We start from the raw sequence: 24,111 nt of genomic DNA, 5'->3' as shown, positions 1-24,111 counted from the left end.
CTTTCCTGGGCACATGCCGGGCTCAGCTCCGGGGGTCAGAAATCGAGTCCCCAGTCCACCACGATTCGCTTGCCGGCCGTATCGACCGTGCGCACGAACGCTTCGACAAACGGGACCAGCCGTTCGCCGGCCTTGCCGTCAGGCAGCGCGTACGCAATCTGCAGGATCTGGTGGGCACCGTTGTCGATCAGGCCGGACACTTCGCCCAGCAACTCGCCTTGCTCGTTGCTGACGCTGCAGCCGATCAGGTCGACCCAGTAAAACTCATCTTCATCCGGCGCCGGAAAATCCGCACGCCGGATCCACACGCGACGGCCCCTGAGCGCTTCCGCAAGATTGCGGTCGGCAACGCCGGCAGCATGCGCCACCACCGTGCCACTGTGCTCGCGAGACTGCGCGATCTTCACGCAGACCGGTTGGGCATGCTGCGCATCGGCCGTCACCAGCCCCGCCTGCGGCGGTGCCAGCAACCACCAGCGGCGCGCATGCAGCAAGGCGGACGCGTCATCGGCATGCGGCTGGACCTTGATCCAGCCGCGGATACCGTAGGCAGCGCCGACATAGCCGACCTCCACCAGGTCTTCCGGCAGGGCGTCGGCATACAGCAGCGCCGCGGGCAGCTTGGGGGCTTTGGGGCTCTCACCCTGTTGGCCCTGCGGCCGGTTCAGCGGCCGTTGTATGCGTTCAGTCACGTGCGCAACGAAGAACGTGCCCTTTCGGGCACGCTATGTTTCGCTCAGTCCGATGGACCGAGCGTCAATCAGGCAGCAGCCTTGGCGCCTTGCTTGACCAGGCGGGCAACGGTCGGCGACAGCTGGGCGCCAACGCCTTGCCAGTAGGCCAGACGGTCTTGCGCCAGGCGCAGGCCTTCTTCGCCTTCCGAAGCCAGCGGGTTGTAGAAGCCAACGCGCTCGATGAAACGGCCATCGCGACGGTTGCGCGAGTCGGTAGCGACGATGTTGAAGAACGGGCGCTTCTTGCTGCCGCCGCGAGCCAGACGGATAACGACCATGGGATGATTCCTCAGAAAACGGGTGTCCGGGTGTTCAAACGAACACGAAACACAAGAGTATAGCCCAGTTTCCGAGGCCAAACAAACACTTAGGTGATTGACGTGCCAGTGCCGTGCAGGCATCGTGGCAAAAACCGCGACAGGAGGCCCGACATGCGCCCGCACCTGCACTTCTTGCTTCGTACCATACGGCAATCCGCCCTGCTCGCCGTGGTCCTGCTGGCAGGCAGCGCGGCGGCGGCCCTGCCGCTGGAGCAGATCAAGCTGCCGGCCGGCTTCCGTATCGAAGTACTGACCCAGGACGTGCCAGGTGCACGGGCGATGACGCTGTCGCCATCGGGAACGCTGTTCGTCGGCACACTCCGGGAGGGCAAAGTCTATGCGGTGACCGATGCGCTCGGCGCCAGGCCTCGCGTGCGGACCGTCGCCAGCGGCCTGAGCATGCCGGCCGGGGTGGCCCTGCGCGATGGCAGCCTGTACGCCTCGTCGGTGTCCAGGATCGTGCGCCTCGATAATATCGAAGCTCGCCTGGACAACCCGCCGGAGCCGGTGGTGGTAAGCGACCGCTTTCCCACCGATACACACCACGGCTGGAAATTCATCGCCTTCGGTCCGGACGGATACCTGTACGTTCCGGTGGGCGCGCCCTGCAACATCTGCGCGAAGGACGAGAATCGCTACGCCAACATCATGAAGATGAAGCCCGACGGCAGCGACCTGCAGGTGGTGGCCCGGGGCGTGCGCAATACCGTCGGCTTCGACTGGCATCCGTCCACGCGCGAGCTGTGGTTCACCGATAACGGCCGCGACCGCATGGGCGACAACGTGCCCGACGATGAGCTGAACCGTGCCACCGCGCCGAACCAGCATTTCGGCTACCCATACTGCCACGCCGGGAACGTCGCCGACCCGGAGTTTGGCAGCCAGCGCGCGTGTTCGGAATTTGTCGCTCCGGTCGCGCGGCTGGGCGCGCATGTGGCCGCGCTCGGCATGCGCTTCTACACCGGCAACCAGTTCCCCTCGGCGTACCGCAACAACGTGTTTATCGCCGAACACGGCAGCTGGGATCGCAGCGAGCCGTCCGGCTACCGCGTAGTGCGCGTCCTGCTGGACGAGTCCGGCAAGGCAGCCCGGCAGGAAGTGTTTGCCCAGGGATGGCTGCGCGGCAAGCACCCGTGGGGCCGCCCGGCCGACGTGCTGGTCGCCCCGGATGGCTCGCTGCTGGTCAGCGACGACCTGGCTGGCGCAATCTACCGGATCCGCTATGCGCCGTAGGCCCAGAGGACCACGCGTGCGCCCCGCAACCCTGAACACCAGGAGGAGCAAGGGCTGTGTACCCGAAACAATCCGTTACACCGGTAACGCGCTTGGCATAGCGCGACCCGATGGCCCATGCGTACCATGAACCCATCTTCCAACAGCAACTCAGCGCGACAGGACCCTGGGAATCCGCATGTTCTCCCGCTCTCTCCTGCGCGACCTGGTAGCTGGCATCCTGGTGGCCTCGGGCCTGGTCGGCGCGGTAGCCGCCAGTCATGCCCAGGTCGCGTTCTGGCAACAAGGCCGCCCCGATGCCCGGCCGGTGCGACTGCAGGCCGGCGACGGCTGGCAAGTCGCCAGTGTGCGCGCCGAAAGCCGCGATCACGTGCAGGCGCAGATCGACCGCATGGAAGCCCGTGCGCGTGCAGACGACCGCCTCAGCGGCCGCCGTGCAGCCGCCATGCAGGGCGCTCGCGACGATAACCGAGCGCGGGCCCAGGATCAGCGCAGCAACCCTCCAGACGCCCGCAACGACTCGCGGCCCATCAACGTGGGTCCCGGCTGGCAGGCGCGCGGCCGCGACAACGGCGGACGCTGACCCGGCTTCCGTACCGGCGCTTGTGCAGCGCCGCCGCCTCCCTGCGGAACTCCGCCCTCGCCTCGACTGTCTGTACCTGAGTGTGCCCCGCTTTCCGGGTGCTGCACACAGGCTGCCGCCCGGCGCTGCCCGGGGCTCACAGCGTGCCGTCTAGTGCAGACGGCAATCGAACTGACCTGCCTCTGCCCGACACCTCCTGTCGGACCCGATCATGACAGCTCGGGCGCGGCCTCCAGAATGACAATAATTCTGTGAGGTTTGTCATGTCACCCCTGCTTAGCGACCTGGCCGAACACGCAGGCCAGTTATCGCTGTCCATCCTGTTCATGGGAATTCTTACCCTGGTCCTTTACGGCGAAACGCATATCAGCGAACACGCCGCCACCTTTATCAAGAGCCTGCTCTCAGGCGGCTGGCATTAGCGTCGCCCCGCGCGTCTGCTGATGCACTTCCTCTCCCTGGCCGTGACCGCCGGCGTACAATGACTGCCGGCTGGCATTCGTGTGCCGCCGTTTTTTCCTGAACTGCCCCGCACGCCCCTACGCCATGCCTGCCGCCACGCCAGCCAGTCCCGCTACCACCACCCGCGCTCCCGTCCCGGCCCGCGGCAAGTCCAAGCTGCTGACGGTCGCGCTGGCGTTCCTGTTCGGCAGCCTGGGAGCGCACCGCTTTTACCTGGGCGGGCTGCGCGACGTGTACGGCTGGGCTCACCTGCTGGGGTTGCTGGCGGGCGTCATCGGTATTACCTCGATGACGACGGATGCCGGCTCCCCCGCGCTCAACTGGACGTTCGCCGTTGCCGGCGGAGTCTCGGTCATCAGCGCCTTCCTGGCCGCGATCGTCTATGGCCTGCGCCCGGACGACAAGTGGGACGCGCGCTTCAATCCCCATGGCAAGCCCACGCGCTCAGGCTGGCCGGTCGTGATCCTGGTGATCCTGTCGCTGCTGATCGGCACCGGCCTGCTGATGGCGGGGCTGGCAATCAGCTTCCAGACCTTCTTCGAATCGCAGGTTGAGGCGGCGCGCGAGCTGTCGCAATAGCCGCGGCGGCGGCGCCATGCATTTCGACCTGCTCGACGTCGCCGTCTTTGCCCGCGCCGCGGCGCTGGGCAACCTGTCCGCGGCGGCACGCGACCTTGGCTTGTCCACTTCCACGGCCAGCGCCCGGCTGGGCCGGCTCGAACAAGCGCTGGGCAGCCGCCTGCTGCATCGCACCACACGCCGGCTGGCGCTGACCGCCGACGGCGAGCGCTTCCTGCCGCACGCCGAACAACTGCTGGCAACCGCGGAACTTGCGGCGCAATCGGTCGGCAGCAGCGCCGAGCATCCGCGCGGCCAGCTGCGCGTCACGGTGCCGGCTTCATTCGGCCGCCAGCATGTCTCGCCGGCCCTGCCCGATTTCCTGGCCGCCTATCCGGACATCACGCTGGACCTGCGCCTGACCGACCAGGTCATCGGGCTGGTCGACGCCAGCATCGACGTGGCGCTGCGCATGGGTGTGCTGCCCGACTCCACGCTGGTGGCGCGCCCGCTCGCCCCGAGCCGCCGCGTGATCTGTGCCGCGCCAGCGTATTTGCGTGAACGGGGCGTGCCCCGCCATCCCGACGACCTGCGCGCGCACAACTGCCTGCTGCTGGCCGACCAGTCGGCCTGGCGCTTCGACACGCCACTGGGCGAAACGGTGGTCCACGTACGCGGCAACCTGCGGGCAGACAATGGCGAAGTGATCCGCGATGCGCTGGTCGCGGGCGTCGGCATCGCCCTAAAGTCGACCTGGGATGTCGGGCCGCTGCTGCGCAGTGGCGCGCTGGTGACGGTGCTGGACGAATACCCGGTGCTGCCGGCCGTGTCGATCTGGGCAGTCTTTCCCAGCCGCCACCTGGTGCCGGCCAAGACGCGCGCGTTTGTCGATTTCTATGCGAAGCGCTTTGGCGATCCTCCCTATTGGGATCTGCCTGACGCCGACCATCGCGGAAGGTGCTGAGTTATGCCTGCATTTGCGCGCGATCAAGGCGGGCGCAATCGGCAATTCCCCTTTCGCCCAAATCGCCCATACTGGAAAGACCGTCCGATCCTGGCGGCGACATGCGCGGCGGAGCGTGGCTCATGCGGCGCAAAGGAGCACCAATCGACATGCCGACGTATGACGAAGGACGCCTGGCAGCAATCGCCGTCAGGCTGGCGCTGTCCTCCGGACTGCCGCCATCGAGCGCCAAGGCCGCGCTGGACCTGGCCAGCCGTATGATCGGCGACCAGCAAGCCACCGAAGCCGCTCAGAACAAGGAACCCTGCGGATCGTCCTTGCCGCGTGGTCCCGCGGGTGGCCGGAACCGCGAAGTATCCAGTTCGAACCGGTTATAGCGGAAGCCGAGCCGGTCGGCGGCCTTGTAGAAGCGCTGACGCAGCAAGTCCGCCCACACGCCCGTGCCCCGCATGCGCGTGGCAAAGCTGGCATCGTAGGCTTTGCCTTCGCGCATGTCGCGAACGCGGTTCATGACCCGCTCGGCACGGTCAGGGAAATGCGCCAGCAGCCATTCCTCGAACAGCGGCCGCACCTCCCATGGCAGCCGCAGCACGATGTAGTTCGCATAGACGGCGCCCGCCTCGCGCGCCGCTTCCAGCACACGTTCCAGGTCAGGCTCGGTGATGAACGGGATCACCGGGGCAATGCTCACGCCTACCGGGATGCCGGCGTCGGTCAGCGTACGGATCGTACGCAGGCGCCGTGACGGCGTGGCCGCACGCGGCTCGAGCGTGCGCGCGATGTCCGCATCCAGCGTGGTAATGGTCACGGCAGCCACCGCGAGCCGCCTGGCGGCCATCGGCGCCAGCAGGTCGATATCCCGCTCGATCAGTGAAGACTTGGTGATCAGAGCGACCGGATGGTCATGCTCGCTCAGCACCTCGAGGATGCCGCGGGTAATGCGCTGCTCGCGCTCGATCGGCTGGTAGGCGTCGGTGTTGACGCCCAGCGCAATGGTCTCGCAGCGGTACGAGGGGCGCGCCAGTGCCTCGCGCAGCTTTTCAGCGGCGTTGGCCTTGGCGAACAGCCGGGTTTCGAAGTCGAGCCCCGGCGACAGGTCCAGATAGGCGTGCGTAGGCCGCGCGAAGCAGTAAATGCAGCCGTGCTCGCAGCCGCGGTACGGGTTCAGCGAGACGTCGAACGGGATATCCGGCGAAGCGTTGCGCGTCAGGATCGAACGCGCGCGTTCGATGCGTACCTGGGTGCGCAGCGGCAACAACGGCATTTCCGGCGCCGGCGCAGGGTTGGCGGCATCCTCCGGATGCCCCTGGCCGACCCCGGCGGCCGGCTCGTCCGCGGCCGGGCTATGCCAGCCGTCGTCGAAGGCTTCGCGCTGGTCGCGCTCGAATCGTCCCTGCAGGTTGCTGACCGCGCCGCGCCCCTTGCGGGCGACGGGCGGCCGCTGGCCTGGCTCCGGCCATGACGTATCTGCATCGGCGCTCGGCCGCTGGCCGGTACGCAGGGTGTCTTTCGGTGGATTCGTGGGGCGCTTCATGGTTGCCGGCATCGCTCGCCTGGCGCGGGTGGTCAGGTCGGCTGGCTTTTGTCCTCGACCGAGATTGCCAGCGTTTCCTTGATTTCTTCCATCACGACATAGCTTTTCGACTGCGCGGCGCCCGGCAGCTGCAACAGGATGTCGCCCAGCAGCCGGCGGTATTCGCCGATCTCGCGGATGCGTGCCTTGATCAGGTAGTCGAAATCGCCCGACACGAGGTGACATTCCAGCACTTCCGGGATGCGCAGCACCTCGCGGCGGAACTGCTCGAACATATTGCCCGATTTGTTGCCGAGCGAAATCTCCACGAAGACCAGCAGCGCGCTGCCCAGCAAGGACGGGTTCAGCCGCGCGTAGTAGCCCATGATGACACCATCGCGCTCCAGGCGCTTGACCCGCTCGATGCACGGCGTGATGGTCAGGCCGACGGCCTCCGCCAGGTCTTTCATCGAGATCCTGCCGTCGGCCTGCAGCAGCGTCAGGATCCTGCGGTCGAGCCGGTCTAGGGTGCGTACCGGCTGGCGACTGGTTCTCATGAATTTTTCCTGTTTAACCGATAAATTCGGTAACTATGACTGGATTGTATTCAATAGTATAGAGACAAATCCTTCATCAACCTGACATCGTAGTTGGGAGTCCCCGAAATGCGCGTTCTCGTACTTGGTAGTGGCGTCATTGGCGTCACCAGTGCGTGGTACCTGGCCAAGGCCGGTCACGAAGTGACCGTCGTCGATCGCGAGGCCGGGCCCGCGCTCGGCACCAGCTTTGCCAACGCGGGGCAGATTTCTCCGGGTTATGCGTCGCCGTGGGCAGCACCCGGCGTGCCGCTGAAAGCGATCAAGTGGATGTTCCAGGAACATGCCCCGCTGTCCATCCGGCCGGACGGCACGCTGTTCCAGCTGCAGTGGATGTGGCAGATGCTGCTGAACTGCAGCGCCGAGCGCTACGCCGTGAACAAGGAGCGCATGGTGCGGCTGGCCGAATACAGCCGCGACTGCATCCGCACATTGCGCGCGGAAACCGGAATCGCATATGAAGGCCGCCAGCAAGGCACGCTGCAGGTGTTTCGCACCGACGAGCAGCTGCAAGGCGCGGCCAAGGACATCGCCGTGCTGGAAGATGCCGGCGTGCCCTACCAGTTGCTTTCGCGCGAAGAACTCGCCGCGAGCGAACCGGCGCTGGCCACAGTCAGCCACAAGCTGAGCGGCGGCCTGCGCCTTCCCAACGACGAGACCGGCGACTGCCAGTTGTTCACCACGCGACTTTCGCAGATGGCCGAGACGCTGGGCGTCAGGTTCCTGTACAACCGCTCGATCGACAGCCTGATGACACAGGGCGATGCCGTCACTGGCGCCGTCGTGAACGGCGAGCCGATGATCGCCGACCTGGTGGTCGTGGCGCTGGGCAGCTGGTCGACGCAGTTGGTGAAGCCGTTCTTGTCGGGCATGTCCAACCTGCCGGTGTACCCGCTCAAAGGCTTCTCGATCACTGTGCCGATGAGCGATGTCTCGCGCAGCCCGGTGTCGACGGTGCTCGATGAAACCTACAAGGTCGCCATCACCCGCTTTGAGGATCGCATCCGCGTCGGCGGCATGGCGCAGATCGTCGGCTATGACCGCAGCCTCGACCCGGCCAAGCGCCGCACGCTCGAACACGTGGTCACCGATTTGTTCCCCGGCGCCGGCGATGTCAGCCAGGCCACGTTCTGGACCGGCCTGCGTCCGATGACGCCGGACGGCACGCCGATCGTCGGCCCGACGCAGGTACGTGGCCTGTGGCTGAACACCGGGCACGGCACGCTGGGCTGGACCATGGCCTGCGGCTCGGGCAAGCTGCTGTCGGACCTGGTTTCCGGCACTTCACCGGCGATCCGTGCCGATGACCTGTCAGTGGGACGCTACCTCAAACCCACACGCCATCATGTGGCACCGCGGCCGGCGCACGCCTGACAGCGGCGGCACACAGGCAACGCAAGGGCGGCCCCGGAGGCCGCCCTTTTTGTTTGGCTGGCATCGCGGACCTCCGCAGAAATGGAGCAATGATCAGACGCAAAAAAGCCGTTCGCGGGAAATCCCGGGAACGGCTCCTTTTGCGAACATTGCCGGCCGCGTCATCCACCTCACGGCCGGCAAGCTGACGGCATCAGCCCAGCGCGGCCACCAGCTCCGGCACCACGGTGTTCAGATCGCCCACCAGACCGTAATCGGCCACGGAGAAGATCGGGGCTTCGGCATCCTTGTTGATCGCGACGATCACCTTGGAGTCCTTCATGCCGGCCAGATGCTGGATCGCGCCCGAGATACCGACGGCGATGTACAGCTGCGGCGCGACGATCTTGCCGGTCTGGCCGACCTGGTAGTCGTTCGGCACGAAGCCGGCGTCCACAGCGGCGCGCGAGGCACCCAGCGCGGCGCCCAGCTTGTCGGCCAGCGGCGTCAGCACCTTGGTGTAGTTCTCGCCCGAACCCACGCCACGGCCACCCGAGACGATGATCTTGGCGGCGGTCAGTTCCGGACGGTCGCTCTTGGCCACTTCGCGCGAAACGAACTGCGAAACGCCCGCGTCGGCCACGGCCGGCAGGGTTTCCACGGCGGCCGAGCCACCTTCGGCAGCGGCGGCGTCAAACGCGGTGCCGCGCACGGTGATCACCTTGATCTTGTCTTCCGACTTGACCGTGGCAATGGCGTTACCGGCGTAGATCGGGCGCTCGAAGGTGTCCGGGGCGTCGACCTTGGAGATTTCCGAGATCTGGGCCACGTCCAGCTTGGCGGCCACGCGCGGCAGGATGTTCTTGCCGTACGGGGTGGCCGGAGCCAGGATGTGCGAGTAGTCGTTGGCGATGGCCAGTGCCTGCTCGGCCACGTTTTCGGCCAGGCCGTCGCCAAAGTAGGCGGCGTCTGCCAGCAGGACCTTGGTCACGCCGGCGATCTTGGCGGCGGCGTCAGCGGCGGCCTTGGCGTTGGAACCGGCCACCAGCACGTGCACGTCGCCGCCGCATTGGGCTGCGGCGGTCACGGTGTTCAGCGTGGCGCCCTTGATCGATTGATTGTCGTGTTCAGCAATGACGAGTGCAGTCATGTTATTTCTCCCCCGCGCTCTCAGATAACCTTGGCTTCGTTCTTCAGCTTCTGCACCAGCGTCGCGACGTCCGGCACCATCACACCGGCGCTGCGCTTGGCAGGCTCGACCACCTTCAGGGTCGACAGGCGCGGCTTCACGTCCACGCCGAGGTCTTCCGGCTTGACGGTATCCAGCGGCTTCTTCTTCGCCTTCATGATGTTCGGCAGCGTGACGTAGCGCGGCTCGTTCAGGCGCAGGTCGGTCGTCACCACGGCCGGCAGCTTCAGCGACAGCGTTTCCAGGCCGCCGTCGACTTCACGGGTCACCGATGCCTTGCCATCGGCCACCACCACCTTCGAGGCGAACGTGGCTTGCGGCAGGCCGGCCAGCGCGGCCACCATCTGGCCGGTCTGGTTCGAGTCGTCGTCGATGGCCTGCTTGCCCAGGATCACCAACTGCGGCTGTTCCTTGTCGATCAGCGCCTTCAGCAGCTTGGCCACGGCCAGCGGTTGCAGGTCTTCGTTCGACTCCACCAGGATGCCGCGGTCGGCACCGATGGCCATCGCGGTGCGCAGGGTTTCCTGGCACTGCGTGACGCCGCAGGAAACGGCCACGACCTCGGTGACAACGCCGGCTTCCTTAAGGCGGACGGCCTCTTCGACGGCGATTTCGTCGAACGGGTTCATGCTCATCTTGACGTTGGCCAGATCGACGCCCGTGCCGTCCGCCTTGACGCGGACCTTGACGTTGTAATCCACCACCCGCTTGACTGCGACGAGTACTTTCATGCGCTCACTCCACTGATAGCTGATAGTCAGAAATTTTGTTCGCTCGTCATTATAACCACCGGGTTGGCGGCTCTCCTGTTTTTCGAACGATCGTACTATTTTATCGGCAAAATGATGCCGGGCATAGCCCGGCAGTCGCCAGCCGTCCGGAGATTGTGCCGGAAATTGAGACTTGCGCGCATCGTCTGATTGGACGGAAGCCTCAAAGTGACCGGTACTTAACCGCGGTGACCAAGGATTACCATGCAGTGATCACGGAATCCTTGAAGGTCGAATTCACGTACTGCTTGATTTCCGGCGAATGGTACGCCTTCACCAGCTTGGCCACCCACGGCTTGCTCTTGTCGGCCTCGCGGATCGCGATCAGGTTGGCGTACGGGCCTTTCGGACCTTCGATGGCGATCGCGTCCTTGGTCGGCGACAGGCCGGCCGATTCCGCGTAATTGCCGTTGATCGCGGCAGCGTCCAGGTCATCCAGCGAGCGCGGCAACTGCGCGGCATCCAGTTCGACGATGCGGATCTTCTTCGGGTTCTCGACGATGTCCAGTGGGGTCGCCTTCAGGCCGGCGTTGGGCTTGAGCTTGATCACGCCCTTGCTCTGCAGCAGCAGCAGGCCGCGACCGCCATTGGTCGGATCGTTCGGCACGCCCACGCGCGCGCCCTGCTTGAGCTGGTCAAGCGACTTGATCTTCTTGGAGTACACGCCCATCGGGAAGGTCACCGTATAGGCGATGTGCGTGAACTTGTAGCCGCGGTCCTTGATCTGGGCTTCCAGGTACGGCAGGTGCTGGTAGCTGTTGGCATCCAGATCGCCGGCGGCCAGCGCCGCGTTGGGCTGGACGTAGTCGCTGAACTCGACCACCTGGATGTTCAGGCCGTCCTTGGCGGCGACCTTCTTCACCTGTTCCATGATCTGGGCGTGCGGGCCGCCGGTCACGCCGATCTTGATCGGCTTTTCCTGGGCGACCACGCCGGTGGCCAGCGAGGCGCCGAGCGCGGCGCCGAGAATCCATTGCAGCAGGTTGCGACGTTGCATGATGTACGTACCTATCTCTAGAAAGTAGTTGGACTCAGCGGTGGCTGATGCGCCGGACCAGCCAGTCGCCGAAGCTCTGTACCGCCTGCACGAAGATGATCAGGATCACCACCACCGCTACCATCACCTCGGTGATGTAGCGCTGGTAGCCATAGCGGATGCCCAGGTCGCCCAGGCCGCCGCCGCCGATCGCACCGGCCATGGCCGAGTAGCCGACCAGGCTGACGAAAGTGATGGTCAGGCCAGCGACGATGCCAGGCATGGCCTCGGGCAGCAGCACCTTCCACACGATCTGGCCGGTCGTCGCGCCCATCGACTGGGCGGCCTCGACCAGGCCCTTGTCGACCTCGCGCAGCGCGCTTTCGACCAGGCGGGCAATAAAGGGGATCGCCGCGATGGTCAGCGGCACGATCGCCGCGGTGGTACCGATCGACGAACCCACGATAAAGCGCGTGAACGGAATCACCACCACCAGCAGGATGATGAACGGGATCGAGCGCACCGCATTGACCACCACGCCGATGGTGCGGTTGAACAGCGGATGCGACAGCACGCCGCCGCGGTTGGTCAGGTGCAGCAGCACGCCCAGCGGCACGCCCAGCAGCGAGCCGACCACGCCGGAGATCGCCACCATCAGCAGCGTCTCGTTGAACGAAGTCAGGAACAGGTCAAACATTTCAGACCACATGCTCGAACTCCTCCACCACGACGCCTTGCGCCTGCAGGTATTCCATTGCTGCCTTCACGTCGGCCAGCTCGCCGGTGGCCATGATCGCCAGCGAGCCGAAGGCCTGGCCCTGGATCTCGTCGATATGGCCGTGCAGGATGTTGAAGTCCAGCCCGTAGCGGCGGATCGCCTGCGCCAGCACCGGCTGGTCGACGCCCTCGCCGGTAAAAGCGAGGCGGTAGACGTGGTCGCGGCCGTTGCCGAGCCGGCTTTCGACGCGCTTGAGCACGCTCGCCGGCAGCTCCTGCGAAATGACATCGCCGATCATGGCGCGGGTGACGTCGTGCTGCGGACGCAGGAACACGTCAATCACGCGGCCCTGCTCGACCACCTCGCCGGCTTCGAGCACGGCGACGCGGTCGCACACCTGCTTGATGACCTCCATCTGGTGCGTGATCATCACGATGGTCAGGCCCAGCTCCCGGTTAATTTGCTTGAGTAGTTCCAGGATGGAACGGGTGGTTTCCGGGTCCAGCGCAGAGGTCGCTTCGTCAGACAGCAGCACCTTGGGCTTGCTCGCGAGCGCGCGCGCAATGCCCACGCGCTGCTTCTGCCCGCCGCTGATCTGCGCCGGGTAGCGGTCCTTCAGCGCCGACAGCCCGACCAGGTCCAGCAGCGGCAGCACCGTGGCGGCAATCTCCGCCTTGGGCTTGCCGGCCAGTTCCAGTGGCAGCGCCACGTTGTCATAGACAGTGCGCGACGACAGCAGGTTGAAATGCTGGAAGATCATGCCGATCTCGCGCCGCGCCAGCCGCAACGCGCCGTTACCCAGCGCAGTCAGGTCCTGGCCAGCGACGACCACCCGGCCGCTGCTGGGCCGGTTCAGCAGGTTGATGGCGCGAACCAGCGTGCTCTTGCCGGCGCCGCTGCGGCCGATAATGCCGAAGACTTCGCCCGCTGCAATCGACAGGCTGACGTCCCGCAATGCATGCACGTCGCCTGACGCGCCCGGGAAGCGCTGCGAAAGTCCTTGCAGTTCGATCATGTACAGGTGACCAAAAGAAAACGGCAACAGGCGAGGTTGTCTCGAGCGCTGTTGCCGCACTTATTTTTGTGAAGCGGGTATTTTATGCGATTCGCTTCATACCATAAACGAATTTTTACCGATGTCTTTATGCATACCTGGCATAAAGAACGGTGCGAAGTCGGCTATTCGCCACGCCAAGCGGGTGCGCGCTTGTCGAGGAAGGCCTGCACGCCTTCCAGCGCGGAGTCGTCCATCATGTTGCAGGCCATCGTCTGGCCGGCCAGCTGGTAGGCGGCTTCGATGCCCATTTCAAGCTGGCGGTAGAACAGCCCCTTGCCGGCGGCGACGGCCGCGGCCGGCTTGGCGCAGATGCTGGCGGCCAGCCGCGCCACCTCGTCATCCAGTGCTGCGGCCGGCACCACGCGGTTGACCAGCCCGCGCTCGCGCGCACTGGCGGCATCGATCATGTCGCCGGTCAGCAGCATTTCCATCGCCTGCTTGCGGTGCAGGTTGCGCGACAACGCCACGCCTGGCGTCGAGCAGAACAGGCCGAGGTTGACGCCGGACACCGCAAAGCGCGCGTCCTCGGCGGCAACGGCGAGGTCGCACATCGCCACCAGCTGGCAGCCGGCCGCGGTAGCAATGCCTTGTACGCGTGCGATCACCGGCTGCGGCATCTTCTGGATCGCCATCATCACACGCGTGCAGCGGTCAAACAGGCGCCGGTAATAGTCATGCGACGGCGTCGCGCGCATCTCACGCAGGTCATGGCCAGCGCAGAAGGCCTTGCCGGCACCGGCCAGCACCACCACGCGCACGGCGTCGTCGGCGGCTAGCCGGCCGAAGGTCTCGGCCAGCGCGTCCAGCAGTCCTTCGGACAAGGCGTTGAAAGCCTGTGGCCGGTTCATGGTCACGCACACCACGCCCGCGGCATCGCGCGTTTCGGTCAGCAGCGGCGCGTCCAGGCGCGCATCGTTTTCGGCCACGTCGGATGCCTCCTATCGTTCCAGCAGGACTTTCAGGTGGGCCAGCACGCTGCGCCCGAGCGCGCTCAGGTTGTAGCCGCCTTCCAGGCAGCTGACGATGCGCCCCTGCGCGTGCGTGCGCGCCACGTCGACAAGCTGGCCGGTGATCCATGCATAGTCCTGTTCCACCAGCCCCATCTGCCCCAGGTCGTCCTCGCGGTGCGCGTCGAAGCCGGCGGAAATGAACAGCATCTGCGGGCGGAACTCATGCAGGCGCGGCAGCCAGATGGTCTCGACCACCTCGCGCACCGCCATGCCATTGGTGTAGGCCGGCAGCGGGATGTTCGCCATATTGGATGCAAGGTGCTCGGTGCCACTGTATGGGTAGAACGGATGCTGGAAGAAACTGCACATCAGCACATGCTCGTCGCCGCGGAAGGCCGACTCGGTGCCGTTGCCATGGTGGACATCGAAATCGATGATGGCGACGCGTTCCAGCCCGTGCGCCTGCAGCGCGTGGCGTGCGGCAATGGCCACGTTGTTGAAGAAGCAGAAGCCCATGGCGCGGTCAGGCTCGGCATGGTGGCCAGGCGGGCGCACGCAGCAGAAGGCGTTCTCGAACTCGCCCGAGATCACCGCATCGGTCGCTGCCACCGCGGCGCCGGCGGCCAGCCTGGCCGCGCTCAGGGTGTGGGCGTTCATCGAAGTATCCGGGTCGATCGGGTAGTAGCCGCTGGCCGGGCTGGTGCTTTCCAGCGAATCGACATAGTCGGCCCGGTGCACGCGCTCGATCTGCTCGCGCGTCGCCGGCGTGGGCTCGCGGCGCTCCAGCAGCCCGTCCAGCCCGTGCGAAATCAGGTGATCCTCGATCGCCTGCAGGCGTTCCGGACACTCGGGATGGAAATGCCCCATCTCGTGGCGCTGGAACTCTGGGTGCGTGTAATAGCCTGTCGGCATCTCTTATCGTCGCTCGGTTGTCTCCATTCGCTACGTTAGCACAGGGCGGGCGCCGTTACCCAATGCGCGTGCTCGCGGCGAGCCCGCGGTCGAATCGGGTTCGCACGGCGGGTTGCGCAAGCTGGCGCCGGGACGCTGCAGTGGCATCCGCTATACTCGGTGCGACTTGCAAAGGACACCATGACCGACACCCAGCGCTCACTGCGACGCCCCCTGCTGGGCGCCGCGCTTTCCGCTGCCGCACTCGGACTCTGCGGCCTCTCTCCCAGCCTTCTCGCTGCCGGTAAGCGCCGCGTCAATGTGCGTGAAGAAGAAATCGAACCCGGCCGCTACCGCGACAACCCGCAAACCCGCGCCTTCATCGATGAAATGGTGGGGCGCCACGGCTTCGACCGCGGCACGCTGCAGGACTGGTTCGGCCAGGCGGTCTATTCCTCGACCGTGGTGCGGCTGATCATGCCGCCAACCACCACCGGCCGCAAAAGCTGGCGCGCCTACCGCTCGCGCTTTATCGAGCCGATCCGCATCAATGCCGGCGTGCGCTTCTGGCAGGACAACCGCGACACGCTGCGCCGCGCCGAAGCCGAATTCGGCGTGCCGGCCTCGGTGATCGTCGGCATCATCGGCGTAGAGACCATCTATGGCCGCGACATGGGCACGTTCCGCGTGCTCGATTCGCTGTCGACGCTGGCCTTCGACTACCCCGACACGCCGAACCGCGCCGCGCGCTCCACGCTGTTCCGCAACCAGCTGGCCGATTACCTGCTGTGGTGCCGCGATACGCGCACCGACGTGTACTCGGTGCTGGGTTCATACGCTGGCGCGATCGGCATCCCGCAGTTCATGCCGACCAGCCTGCGCGAATACGCCATCGACTACGACAACAACGGCCGCATCGACCTGCGCAACAGTCCCACCGATGCGATCGGCAGCGTGGCGCGCTTCCTGCAGCTGCACGGCTGGGAACCGGGCCGGCCGGTGGCATGGCGCATTGCCGGCGACAGCGGCAGCCTGGGCGTCGCCACTGCGGCAGCGGATGGCGAGCCGTGGCCAACGCGCACGCTTAACCAGCTGACCCGCGCAGGCCTGCGCGTGGATGAGCCCATCGATACGGCGCGCGAAGGCGAGACCGGCGTGCTGGTGGTCGATCTGCCCACGCCGGACCAGCCGACCGAGTACCTGCTGGGCCTGCGCAACTTCTATGTGCTGACGCGCTATAACCGCAGCTTTTTCTACGCACTGGCGGTGTATCAACTGGGCGAAGCGGTCAAGGCGGCGATGGGCTGAGCCCGCCCGACACCCGGACGCAAAAAAGCCTCGCACGCGCGAGGCTTTTTTGTCTGGCGTGACCACTCGGATCAGGCCCGGATCAGGTCCGGATCAGGCAGGGAACACGCCGGTCGACAGGTAGCGGTCGCCGCGGTCGCACACCACGAACACGATGGTGGCGTTCTCCACTTCCTCGGCGATCCGCAGCGCCACGCACAATGCGCCGGCCGCCGAGATGCCGCAGAAGATGCCCTCTTCTGCCGCCATGCGGCGCGCCATGTGCTCGGCATCGGACTGGCTCACCGGCTCGGTACGATCGATGTGGCTGGGGTCGTAGATCTTGGGCAGGTAGGCTTCCGGCCACTTGCGGATGCCAGGGATGCGCGACCCTTCGGCCGGCTGGGCACCAATGACCTGGATCGCCGGGTTCTGCTCCTTCAAATAGCGCGACACACCTGTGATGGTGCCGGTCGTGCCCATTGCCGAAACAAAATGGGTGACACGGCCGTCGGTATCGCGCCAGATCTCGGGGCCGGTACCTTCGTAATGGGCTTGCGGGTTGTCCGGGTTGGCGAACTGGTCAAGGATGACGCCCTTGCCTTCGCGCTCCATCGCGTCCGCCAGATCACGGGCGTATTCCATGCCGCCCTTCACCGGGGTCAGCACGATCTCGGCACCGTAGGCCGCCATGCTCTGCCGGCGCTCCAGGCTCAGGTCCTCGGGCATGATCAGCACCATCTTGTAGCCGCGGATGGCGGCTGCCATGGCCAGCGCGATGCCGGTATTGCCCGAGGTGGCCTCGATCAGCGTATCGCCCGGCTTGATGCGGCCGCGCGCCTCGGCGCGGGCAATCATCGATACCGCCGGGCGGTCCTTGACCGAACCGGCGGGGTTGTTGCCTTCCAGCTTGCCGAGGATCACATTGCCGCGCGCGTCGTTGTCGGCACCGGGAATGCGCTGCAGTCTGACCAGCGGCGTATTGCCGATGGTGTCTTCAATAGTCTTGTAAGCCATGGAGGGAGGGGGTGGCGATGGTAGGTCAGATTCGCCGGCCATTGTAATCCAGTCACCTTTCCCTCGCCGGCAGGCGGGATTTGCGCCGATGCGCCCCGCCTCCTTCCCCGCTTTCCCGCTTTCCCGCGCGACTCAGTCGGCCTCGTGGTTGCCTTCACCCAGCAGGTGATACAGCAGGATGCAGCCAAAGGTCGCGGTACCGATGCCACCCAGCGTCATGCCGCCCAGCTTCAGCGTCAGGTCGCCCGCGGCCACCGTCAGCGTGGCGCCGACTGTGATCAGGTTGCGCGAGCTGGAGAAGTCCACCTTGTTCTGCACCCAGATCCGGCCCGCGGTCGCGGCGATCAGGCCGAACACCACGATGGTCAGGCCGCCTATCACCGGCCCCGGGATGGTCAGGATCAGCGCACCGAACTTGGGCGAAAAGCCCAGCAGGATGGCGACCGCTGCCGCCACCACGAAGATCAGCGTGGAGTAGATCTTGGTGACCGCCATCACGCCCATGTTTTCGGCATAGGTGGTCACGCCGGTGCCGCCGCCGCTGGCCGACAGCATGGTCGCGATGCCGTCGCCGATAAACGCGCGGCCGATATACGGATCGAGGTTGCGGCCCGTCATCACACCAATGGCCTTGATATGGCCCAGGTTCTCGGCCACCAGCACGATCGCCACCGGGGCGATCAGCAGCATGGCGCTGGCCTCGAACACCGGCGCGGCGAACGCAGGCAAGCCGAACCAGCTGGCCGCGGCGACGCTGGAGAAGTCGATCGGCTTGCCCAGCCCCATCACGTTAGTGCCCACATAGTAGGCAACGTACCCCGCCAGTCCGCCGATCAGCACCGGCAGGCGGCCGAGCATGCCTGGCGCACGCACCGCGACCAGCCCCACGGCCAGCACCGTGAGCAGGCCCACCCAGGTGTCGAGCGACGCGCCGCTGACGGCCTTGACCGCGACCGGGGCCAGGTTCAGCCCGATGGCCGCGACGATCGCGCCGGTGACCACCGGCGGCATCAGTTTTTCCACCCAGGCGTAGCCCACCGCCTGCACCACCAGGCCGATCACCGTATAGAGCGCGCCCGCGGCGATGATGCCGCCCAATGCCACCGGGATATTAAGGTTGGGGCCGCTGCCGGCGTAGCCGGTAGCGGCGATCACCACGGCGATAAAGGCAAAGCTGGAACCGAGGTAGCTGGGCACCCGGCCGCGCACGCACAGGAAGAAGATGAGCGTGCCGATACCGGAAAACAGGATGGCGATATTGGGATTGAAGCCCATCAGGATCGGCGCGATGGCGGTCGAGCCGAACATCGCGACCACGTGCTGGATGCCGGCCAGCAGCGTCTGCCCCGCCGGCAGCCGTTCGTCGGGCCCGATCACCCCTTCGGTCTTGAGCCGCCATTTCGGCAGGAAACCCGCGTCCTCGCCATTCGCCATGTGTTGTGCTCCCTGTGGTCCGGGCGGGCCGCTCCGTCAGCGGCCGCCGCGATTGTGATTGGTGATCAGCCGCCAACCGGCCGCATATTGCCGGTTGGCACGCGCGCGCGGCAGATCCTGCCAGCGCGGCGTCCGCATGATACTCCGCAGCCGGATGGCTGCGAAGCCGCACAGGTCGAGCACGAGACGTACCAGCAAGGACCAGCCCGGACGCATCCGGGCACGGCACAGGGCGACAGGAGCCGTTTGCCGGTTCAGCGCGCTGCCTTGGCGGCGCCAGCAGCCGGCCCGACAGCCGCCTTGGCGGGCTTGGCCGCGGGGGCCGGCGCAGCGCCAGCGGCGCCGAACACCAGCCCTCCTTCCTGCAGCCTGGCCACGGACTTCGGCCCCACCCCGCTGACGCGCTCCGCGAGGTCGGCGGCATCCTTGTAAGGCCCGCGCTTGTTGCGCTCATCGACTATGTTGCGCGCGGTGGCAGGGCCAACACCCTTGACCGAAGTCAGCGCGGTCTCGTCGGCCGTATTGACGTCGATGGCGGCATACGCCGCCCCGCCCGCGCACAGGCACATCGCAGCCAACAGGGAAAATCGACGGACGAGTTGCCAGACCCAATGCTTGAACATAAAAGCTCCTTTGCTGTGGATGGTAGTAGTACCACCCCGCCATCGTGGCGAGGCCAGCTCAGGATAGGATCAGCGCGCCACGGCGGCGCATACGGCAACACAAGTTGACACCGGCCGCACGAAAACGTGTCGGCCGGTCATTGGGATTGCGGTAATACGGGAGTGCGGACGTGCGCCAGCGTCAGCCGTTGCGCTCGATCAGCCAGCGGCAGTAGCGTGCCACGCCTTCCTCGACCGTCAGGAAGGCTTCGTTGTAGCCGGCACTGCGCAGCTTCGACACATCGGACTGCGTAAAGCACTGGTATTTGCCGCGCAGCGCGTCCGGGAACTTGACGTACTCGACCAGGCCTTCCTGCACCAGCTCTTCCAGCGACAGGCGCTGCCTGCCTTCGGCCTCGCGCAGCGTGTTGACCACGGTGACGGCGATGTCGTTGAACGGCTGCGCCCGGCCGGTACCCAGGTTGAAGATGCCGGACTTCTCCGGATGGTCCAGGAAGAACAGGTTGACCTTGACCACGTCCTCGACCGAGATAAAGTCGCGGCTCTGCATGCCGGGACCGTAGCCGCCGTACTCGCCGAACAGCTTCACGGTCCCGTCGGCGCGGAACTGGTTGAAATTGTGGAAGGCCACCGAGGCCATGCGGCCCTTGTGGTTCTCGCGCGGACCATACACGTTGAAATATCGGAAGCCGACGATCTGCGACAGCGCCGACGGCAGCCTGCGCCGCACGATCTGGTCGAACAGGAACTTGGAATAGCCGTACACGTTCAGCGGCCGCTCGAACTCGCGGTCCTCGCGGAACACCTGCGAAGCGCCGTAGGTCGCGGCCGACGAGGCATAGAGGAACTGCGCGCCCTGCTCCAGGCAGCTCTCCATCAGCGACAGCGTGTAGCGGTAGTTGTTCTCCATCATGTAGCGCCCGTCGCTCTCCATGGTGTCGGAGCAGGCGCCTTCGTGGAACACCGCGCGGACCTTGCCGAACTGCCCCCTGGCAAAGCGCTCAAGGAAGTCCTCCTTGTCCAGGTAGTCGGAGATCTCGCAGTCGACGAGGTTGTGGAACTTGTCGGCACGGGTCAGGTTGTCGACGGCGATGACGTTGGTCTCGCCCCGGTCGTTCAGGCCCTTGACAAGGTTGCTGCCGATAAAGCCGGCGGCGCCGGTCACGATGATGGTCATGGTCGCTTCAGTAATGGGCGCCGCGCGTCACGGGGCGGCGCCAAACAATTCAGGGTAGGTGACGACGGCGGTGCCGAGCTTGCCGACCACGATGGCGCCGGCGCGGTTGGCATGCTGCACGGCCTCCTTGAGCGGCACGCCGGCGCCAAGCATGGTAGCCAGGGTGGCAATCACGGTATCGCCTGCACCCGATACATCATAGACCTCGCGCGCCTGGGCCGAGACGTGCAGCACTTCGGCTTCCGTGTAGAGCGTCATGCCCTCTTCCGAACGCGTCAGCAGCAGGGCTTCGAGCTGCAGCTCGCGGCGCAGGTTCTGCGCGCGGATGGTGAGGTCGGCCTCGGTCTTCCAGGCGCCGACCACGGCACGCATCTCGGAGCGGTTGGGGGTGATCAGCGTGGCGCCGCGGTAGCGCGAGTAGTCGTCGCCCTTGGGGTCGATCAACACCTTGCGGCCGGCCGCGCGGCCGGCGTCGATCATGCGCGCGACGTGCGTCAGGCCGCCCTTGCCGTAGTCGGACAGCACCAGCACCTGGAAGTCGTTGACCAGGCCCTGGAACCGGTCCTGTACCGCGGCCAGCACTTCATGCGCCGGCGCATTCTCGAAGTCCACGCGCAGCAGCTGCTGCTGGTGCGCGACCACGCGCAGCTTGATGGTGGTGTTGAGCTTGGGATCGCGGTGCAGGTAGGGCTCGACGTGGCTCTCGGCCAGCAGCGCCTCCAGCGTGCGTGCCGGCTCGTCGTCGCCGACCACGCCCAGCATGCCCACGCGCGCGCCCAGCGCGGCGGCGTTGCGCGCCACGTTGGCGGCGCCACCCAGGCGCTCGTCGCTGCGCTTGACCTGCACCACCGGCACCGGGGCTTCCGGCGAGATGCGTTCGACGTCGCCGAACCAGTAGCGGTCCAGCATCATGTCGCCGACCACCAGGATATGGGACTGCCGGATCTGTTCCTGCGAGATGGTCTTGTTCATGAAGATCCTTGGCGATTGCGAGGCAGCCAGCGCGGCCTCGTCAGCATGTCAGTTGATCAGTCGTTGACCGGTGCATGCCCTATTTGTTCGCGAAATCGTGCACCGCCGGTTGCCCGTGCCGGAACGCGCGGCCGATGGCGTGGTACTCGACACCGGTCTCGGCCATCGCCTGGGGCTCATACAGGTTGCGCCCGTCGAAGATCACCGGCGTCTTCAGCCGCCGCTTGATCTGGCCGAAGTCCGGGCTGCGGAATACCTTCCACTCCGTCACGATGACCAGCGCGTCGGCGCCGTCCAGCGCATCCATCTGGTTGTCGTGGAAGCTGACGCGCGCCATCGCGTCCGGCAGGTCGGACAGGTCGGACTCCAGCGCGCGGCGCGCTTCTGCCATCGATACCGGGTCGTGCACGCGCAGTGCCGCGCCGCGCGACGCCAGCTCCCGCGCCAGGATCCGCGACGGCGCCTCGCGCATATCGTCGGTATTGGGCTTGAATGCCAGCCCCCAGATAGCAAAGGTGCGGCCGGCAAGGTCGTCGCCGAAGCGGCGCACGATCTTCTCGCCCAGCACGCGCTTCTGCGCGCCGTTGACCGCCTCCACCGCCTCGAGCACGCGCATCGGCTTGCCATGGTCGGCCGCGGTGCGCATCAGCGCCTGCACGTCCTTGGGAAAGCACGAACCGCCGTAACCAGCGCCCGCATACAGGAAACTGTAGCCGATGCGCGGATCGGAGCCGATGCCCATGCGTACGAGTTCGATATCGGCGCCGACCTCGTCGGCCAGGTTGGCCAGTTCGTTCATGAAAGAGATACGCGTGGCCAGCATCGAATTGGCGGCGTACTTGGTGAACTCCGCGGATCGCACATCCATGTAGAACGTGCGCTCATGGTGGCGGTTGAACGGCGCGTACAGCGTGCGCATGGTGGCCTGCGCGTGGCGGCCGGCGGCGTCCGGGTTGCAGCCCAGCACGATGCGGTCGGGGCGCATGAAGTCCTCGACCGCCGCGCCTTCCTTCAGGAACTCCGGATTCGACACCACGGAGAATTGCAGGTCTTCCAGTCCGCGCGCGGCCAGTTCCTCGCGGATCGCGGCAGTGACGCGGTCGCCCGTGCCCACCGGCACGGTGGATTTGTCGACTACGACCTTGAAGCCGGTCATGTGCAGGCCGATATTGCGTGCGGCGGCCAGCACGTACTTCAGGTCAGCCGAGCCGTCTTCGTCCGGCGGTGTGCCGACGGCGATGAACTGCACGTCGGCATGCTCCACGCTGGCGGCGACGTCGGTGGAAAAAACCAGGCGGCCAGCGGCGCGGTTGCGCTGGATCAGCTCCTGCAGGCCCGGCTCGTAGATCGGTACGCCGCCCGCATTGAGCAGCGCGATCTTCTGTTCGTCCAGGTCGAGGCAGAACACATCGTTGCCCAGTTCCGCCAGGCAAGCTCCGGTGACGAGGCCGACATAGCCGCTGCCGATAATGGTGACTTTCATGGCTTGAAATCAGATTCTGTAGCGCTGCACGCCGGGCTCAGCCCAGTGTCTCGGAACGCCGCGGCGCGTAGGTTTCCCAGCGGTTGCAGCCCGGGCATTGCCAGTAGAACAGGCGCGCGCGGAAACCGCATTCGCGGCAGGTGTAGCGCGCCAGGTTGCGCGTGCGCGCCTGCAACAGGTCGCGGATCGCGCCGGTTTCCTGCTCGCGGTCGCTGGCGACTTCCTCTGCGGGAACATCGGCGCCCGCAGGTGCTTCGACCGTAGTCGCGGCGGCCTGCGCCTCGAAATACTTCGTCAGCGCCAGCAGGGTGGGCTGGCGCCGCAGCTGCTCGCGCATCAGGCGCGCCGCGGCTTCCGGGCCATTCGTTTCCAGCTCGGCCTTGTAGGCGGTGTCGAGCAGTTCCGGCGCAAGCTTGCCCTTGAGCAGGCCGTGCAGCCACTCAAGCGCCGTGCCTTCCTGCTGCAGGCTGGCATAGGCCTTGACCACGCGGTCGGCAACCAGCGGCAGATAAGCGGCGTCCTGTTGTTCGATGCCCAGCCAGTGGCCGAGCGCCGCGCGCGCGTCGCCAGCGGCTGCGGCCACGTCGCCCAGCAGGATGGGGGCACGCACATTGGCCGGATTTTCCGCGATCGCCTGGTTCAGCCATTTCACCGCGTCCTCGGGACGCTTGCGCTGAAGTGCGTCCTGCGCCAGTTCGCAGCAGAACTGGGCGATCTGCAGGCTGTAGCTCTTCTGCTCCAGCGTCTGCAGCTCGCGCGCGGCGTCAATGGCCTTCTGCCACTCTTTCTCGACTTCATACAGTTCGAGCAGCACGCGCTTGGCCGAGGCCGCATACGGGCCGGACATCAACCGGCGCAGCGACTCCTCGGCGCGGTCGAGCAGGCCGGCGCGCAGGAAATCCTGGCCCAGCTCATAAAGCGCATGTTCGCGCTCGGGCTCGGGCAGGTCGGGACGGTTCGCCAGGTTCTGGTGCACGCGGATCGCGCGCTCGGTCTCGCCCCGGCGGCGGAACAGCGCACCCAAAGCAAAGTGGAGTTCGGTGGTCTCGGGATCGAGGCGGGCGACCTCGATAAAGGCGTCGATGGCCTTGTCGGGTTGCTCGTTGAGCAGGAAGTTGAGGCCCTTGAAATACGAGCGCGGCAGCGCGCCCTGCTCGCTGATGAGCTGCCGCACGTCGAAGCGCGCCGCCATCCAGCCAAGGCCAAAGACAAGTGGCAGCGCCAGCAGCCACCAGGTTTCAAACATCATGG

Annotated in this window: 26 protein-coding genes; 7 read left to right on the top strand and 19 right to left on the bottom strand. The window is 66.0% G+C overall.

All coding sequences use genetic code 11. The features are described from left to right. Window positions 1–35: 35 nt before the first annotated feature. Window positions 36–692, bottom strand: a complete 657-nt coding sequence (gene rimM, locus LPA45_RS04045) for a ribosome maturation factor RimM (protein WP_116317410.1) — start codon at window positions 690–692, stop codon at window positions 36–38. A gap of 68 nt (window positions 693–760) precedes the next feature. Continuing rightward, window positions 761–1,012: a 30S ribosomal protein S16 gene (rpsP, locus tag LPA45_RS04040; RefSeq protein WP_029045686.1), complete on the bottom strand. Its 252-nt coding sequence runs from the start codon at window positions 1,010–1,012 to the stop codon at window positions 761–763. A gap of 153 nt (window positions 1,013–1,165) precedes the next feature. Between rpsP and LPA45_RS04035 the strand changes: the two genes are divergently transcribed. The 5 genes from LPA45_RS04035 to LPA45_RS04015 all read left to right on the top strand — a co-directional run bounded on the left by LPA45_RS04035 (window position 1,166) and on the right by LPA45_RS04015 (window position 4,854). Next, window positions 1,166–2,287, top strand: a complete 1,122-nt coding sequence (locus LPA45_RS04035) for a sorbosone dehydrogenase family protein (protein ID WP_116317409.1) — start codon at window positions 1,166–1,168, stop codon at window positions 2,285–2,287. A 178-nt stretch (window positions 2,288–2,465) separates the two neighbouring features. Then, window positions 2,466–2,870, top strand: a complete 405-nt coding sequence (locus LPA45_RS04030) for a hypothetical protein (protein ID WP_116317408.1) — start codon at window positions 2,466–2,468, stop codon at window positions 2,868–2,870. A 263-nt stretch (window positions 2,871–3,133) separates the two neighbouring features. Further along, complete coding sequence (locus LPA45_RS04025; RefSeq protein ID WP_199414497.1) at window positions 3,134–3,292, top strand: hypothetical protein; 159 nt, start codon at window positions 3,134–3,136, stop codon at window positions 3,290–3,292. Window positions 3,293–3,416: 124 nt separating this feature from the next. Beyond that, entirely contained in the window at window positions 3,417–3,911 is a 495-nt protein-coding gene (locus tag LPA45_RS04020; protein WP_116317407.1) for an NINE protein, read from the top strand. A 16-nt stretch (window positions 3,912–3,927) separates the two neighbouring features. Beyond that, on the top strand, window positions 3,928–4,854 hold the full coding sequence (locus LPA45_RS04015; RefSeq protein ID WP_116317406.1) for a LysR family transcriptional regulator: 927 nt from the start codon (window positions 3,928–3,930) through the stop codon (window positions 4,852–4,854). 289 nt (window positions 4,855–5,143) lie between these two features. Here LPA45_RS04015 and LPA45_RS04010 read toward each other — a convergent pair whose 3' ends face one another. Together LPA45_RS04010 and LPA45_RS04005 are read right to left on the bottom strand one after the other, a co-directional pair. Beyond that, the gene (locus LPA45_RS04010) at window positions 5,144–6,388 is read right to left on the bottom strand and encodes a PA0069 family radical SAM protein (RefSeq protein WP_116317843.1); all 1,245 of its coding nucleotides are present in this window, start codon (window positions 6,386–6,388) and stop codon (window positions 5,144–5,146) included. 32 nt (window positions 6,389–6,420) lie between these two features. Beyond that, entirely contained in the window at window positions 6,421–6,924 is a 504-nt protein-coding gene (locus LPA45_RS04005; protein WP_116317405.1) for an Lrp/AsnC ligand binding domain-containing protein, read from the bottom strand. Window positions 6,925–7,032: 108 nt separating this feature from the next. On the opposite strand from LPA45_RS04005, the gene LPA45_RS04000 reads away from it, so the two are divergent. Then, window positions 7,033–8,337, top strand: a complete 1,305-nt coding sequence (locus LPA45_RS04000; protein ID WP_116317404.1) for a D-amino acid dehydrogenase — start codon at window positions 7,033–7,035, stop codon at window positions 8,335–8,337. Window positions 8,338–8,530: 193 nt separating this feature from the next. On the opposite strand, the gene LPA45_RS03995 is transcribed toward LPA45_RS04000, so the two are convergent. The 7 genes from LPA45_RS03995 to LPA45_RS03965 form a co-directional block, all read right to left on the bottom strand. After that, the gene (locus tag LPA45_RS03995) at window positions 8,531–9,466 is read right to left on the bottom strand and encodes an electron transfer flavoprotein subunit alpha/FixB family protein (RefSeq protein ID WP_029045693.1); all 936 of its coding nucleotides are present in this window, start codon (window positions 9,464–9,466) and stop codon (window positions 8,531–8,533) included. Between the two features lie 20 nt (window positions 9,467–9,486). Then, window positions 9,487–10,236, bottom strand: coding sequence for an electron transfer flavoprotein subunit beta/FixA family protein (locus LPA45_RS03990; protein WP_029045694.1), 750 nt, complete (start codon window positions 10,234–10,236; stop codon window positions 9,487–9,489). Window positions 10,237–10,474: 238 nt separating this feature from the next. Continuing rightward, on the bottom strand, window positions 10,475–11,272 hold the full coding sequence (locus tag LPA45_RS03985) for a MetQ/NlpA family ABC transporter substrate-binding protein (protein ID WP_116317403.1): 798 nt from the start codon (window positions 11,270–11,272) through the stop codon (window positions 10,475–10,477). A gap of 34 nt (window positions 11,273–11,306) precedes the next feature. Next, window positions 11,307–11,960 carry a methionine ABC transporter permease gene (locus tag LPA45_RS03980; protein ID WP_116317402.1) on the bottom strand — a complete coding sequence of 218 codons (654 nt, stop codon included), beginning with the start codon at window positions 11,958–11,960 and terminating at the stop codon, window positions 11,307–11,309. Next, window positions 11,950–12,984, bottom strand: a complete 1,035-nt coding sequence (locus LPA45_RS03975; RefSeq protein WP_116317842.1) for a methionine ABC transporter ATP-binding protein — start codon at window positions 12,982–12,984, stop codon at window positions 11,950–11,952. The genes LPA45_RS03980 and LPA45_RS03975 overlap by 11 nt, the downstream gene beginning before the upstream one ends. A gap of 164 nt (window positions 12,985–13,148) precedes the next feature. Continuing rightward, window positions 13,149–13,952 (bottom strand): enoyl-CoA hydratase, encoded by an 804-nt coding sequence (locus tag LPA45_RS03970; RefSeq protein ID WP_367394947.1) that lies wholly within the window; start codon window positions 13,950–13,952, stop codon window positions 13,149–13,151. A 12-nt stretch (window positions 13,953–13,964) separates the two neighbouring features. Then, the gene (locus tag LPA45_RS03965; protein ID WP_116317400.1) at window positions 13,965–14,888 is read right to left on the bottom strand and encodes a histone deacetylase family protein; all 924 of its coding nucleotides are present in this window, start codon (window positions 14,886–14,888) and stop codon (window positions 13,965–13,967) included. Window positions 14,889–15,068: 180 nt separating this feature from the next. On the opposite strand from LPA45_RS03965, the gene mltB reads away from it, so the two are divergent. Further along, window positions 15,069–16,175, top strand: coding sequence for a lytic murein transglycosylase B (gene mltB / locus LPA45_RS03960; RefSeq protein ID WP_116317399.1), 1,107 nt, complete (start codon window positions 15,069–15,071; stop codon window positions 16,173–16,175). A gap of 93 nt (window positions 16,176–16,268) precedes the next feature. Here the strand turns inward: mltB and cysM are convergent, their stop codons facing one another. From cysM to lapB, 8 genes are all read right to left on the bottom strand, one after another. Further along, complete coding sequence (gene cysM / locus LPA45_RS03955; protein WP_116317398.1) at window positions 16,269–17,171, bottom strand: cysteine synthase CysM; 903 nt, start codon at window positions 17,169–17,171, stop codon at window positions 16,269–16,271. Window positions 17,172–17,303: 132 nt separating this feature from the next. Then, on the bottom strand, window positions 17,304–18,605 hold the full coding sequence (locus LPA45_RS03950; RefSeq protein ID WP_367394946.1) for a solute carrier family 23 protein: 1,302 nt from the start codon (window positions 18,603–18,605) through the stop codon (window positions 17,304–17,306). A gap of 36 nt (window positions 18,606–18,641) precedes the next feature. Next, on the bottom strand, window positions 18,642–18,803 hold the full coding sequence (locus LPA45_RS03945) for a hypothetical protein (protein ID WP_367394945.1): 162 nt from the start codon (window positions 18,801–18,803) through the stop codon (window positions 18,642–18,644). 56 nt (window positions 18,804–18,859) lie between these two features. After that, the gene (locus LPA45_RS03940; RefSeq protein WP_367394944.1) at window positions 18,860–19,228 is read right to left on the bottom strand and encodes a ComEA family DNA-binding protein; all 369 of its coding nucleotides are present in this window, start codon (window positions 19,226–19,228) and stop codon (window positions 18,860–18,862) included. 181 nt (window positions 19,229–19,409) lie between these two features. Continuing rightward, entirely contained in the window at window positions 19,410–20,405 is a 996-nt protein-coding gene (rfaD, locus tag LPA45_RS03935) for an ADP-glyceromanno-heptose 6-epimerase (RefSeq protein ID WP_367394943.1), read from the bottom strand. A gap of 27 nt (window positions 20,406–20,432) precedes the next feature. Continuing rightward, window positions 20,433–21,377, bottom strand: coding sequence for a D-glycero-beta-D-manno-heptose-7-phosphate kinase (rfaE1, locus tag LPA45_RS03930; protein ID WP_116317393.1), 945 nt, complete (start codon window positions 21,375–21,377; stop codon window positions 20,433–20,435). A gap of 79 nt (window positions 21,378–21,456) precedes the next feature. Beyond that, the gene (locus tag LPA45_RS03925; protein ID WP_367394942.1) at window positions 21,457–22,860 is read right to left on the bottom strand and encodes a UDP-glucose/GDP-mannose dehydrogenase family protein; all 1,404 of its coding nucleotides are present in this window, start codon (window positions 22,858–22,860) and stop codon (window positions 21,457–21,459) included. Between the two features lie 37 nt (window positions 22,861–22,897). Continuing rightward, the gene (gene lapB / locus LPA45_RS03920) at window positions 22,898–24,109 is read right to left on the bottom strand and encodes a lipopolysaccharide assembly protein LapB (protein WP_116317391.1); all 1,212 of its coding nucleotides are present in this window, start codon (window positions 24,107–24,109) and stop codon (window positions 22,898–22,900) included. Between the last annotated feature and the right edge of the window lie 2 nt (window positions 24,110–24,111).

The sequence above is a fragment of the Cupriavidus sp. Agwp_2 genome (genome assembly GCF_040784895.1).
Classification (GTDB): Bacteria; Pseudomonadota; Gammaproteobacteria; order Burkholderiales; family Burkholderiaceae; genus Cupriavidus.
The sequence above is the reverse complement of the archived record's forward strand: the minus strand, read 5'-3'. Positions and strand labels throughout refer to the sequence as shown.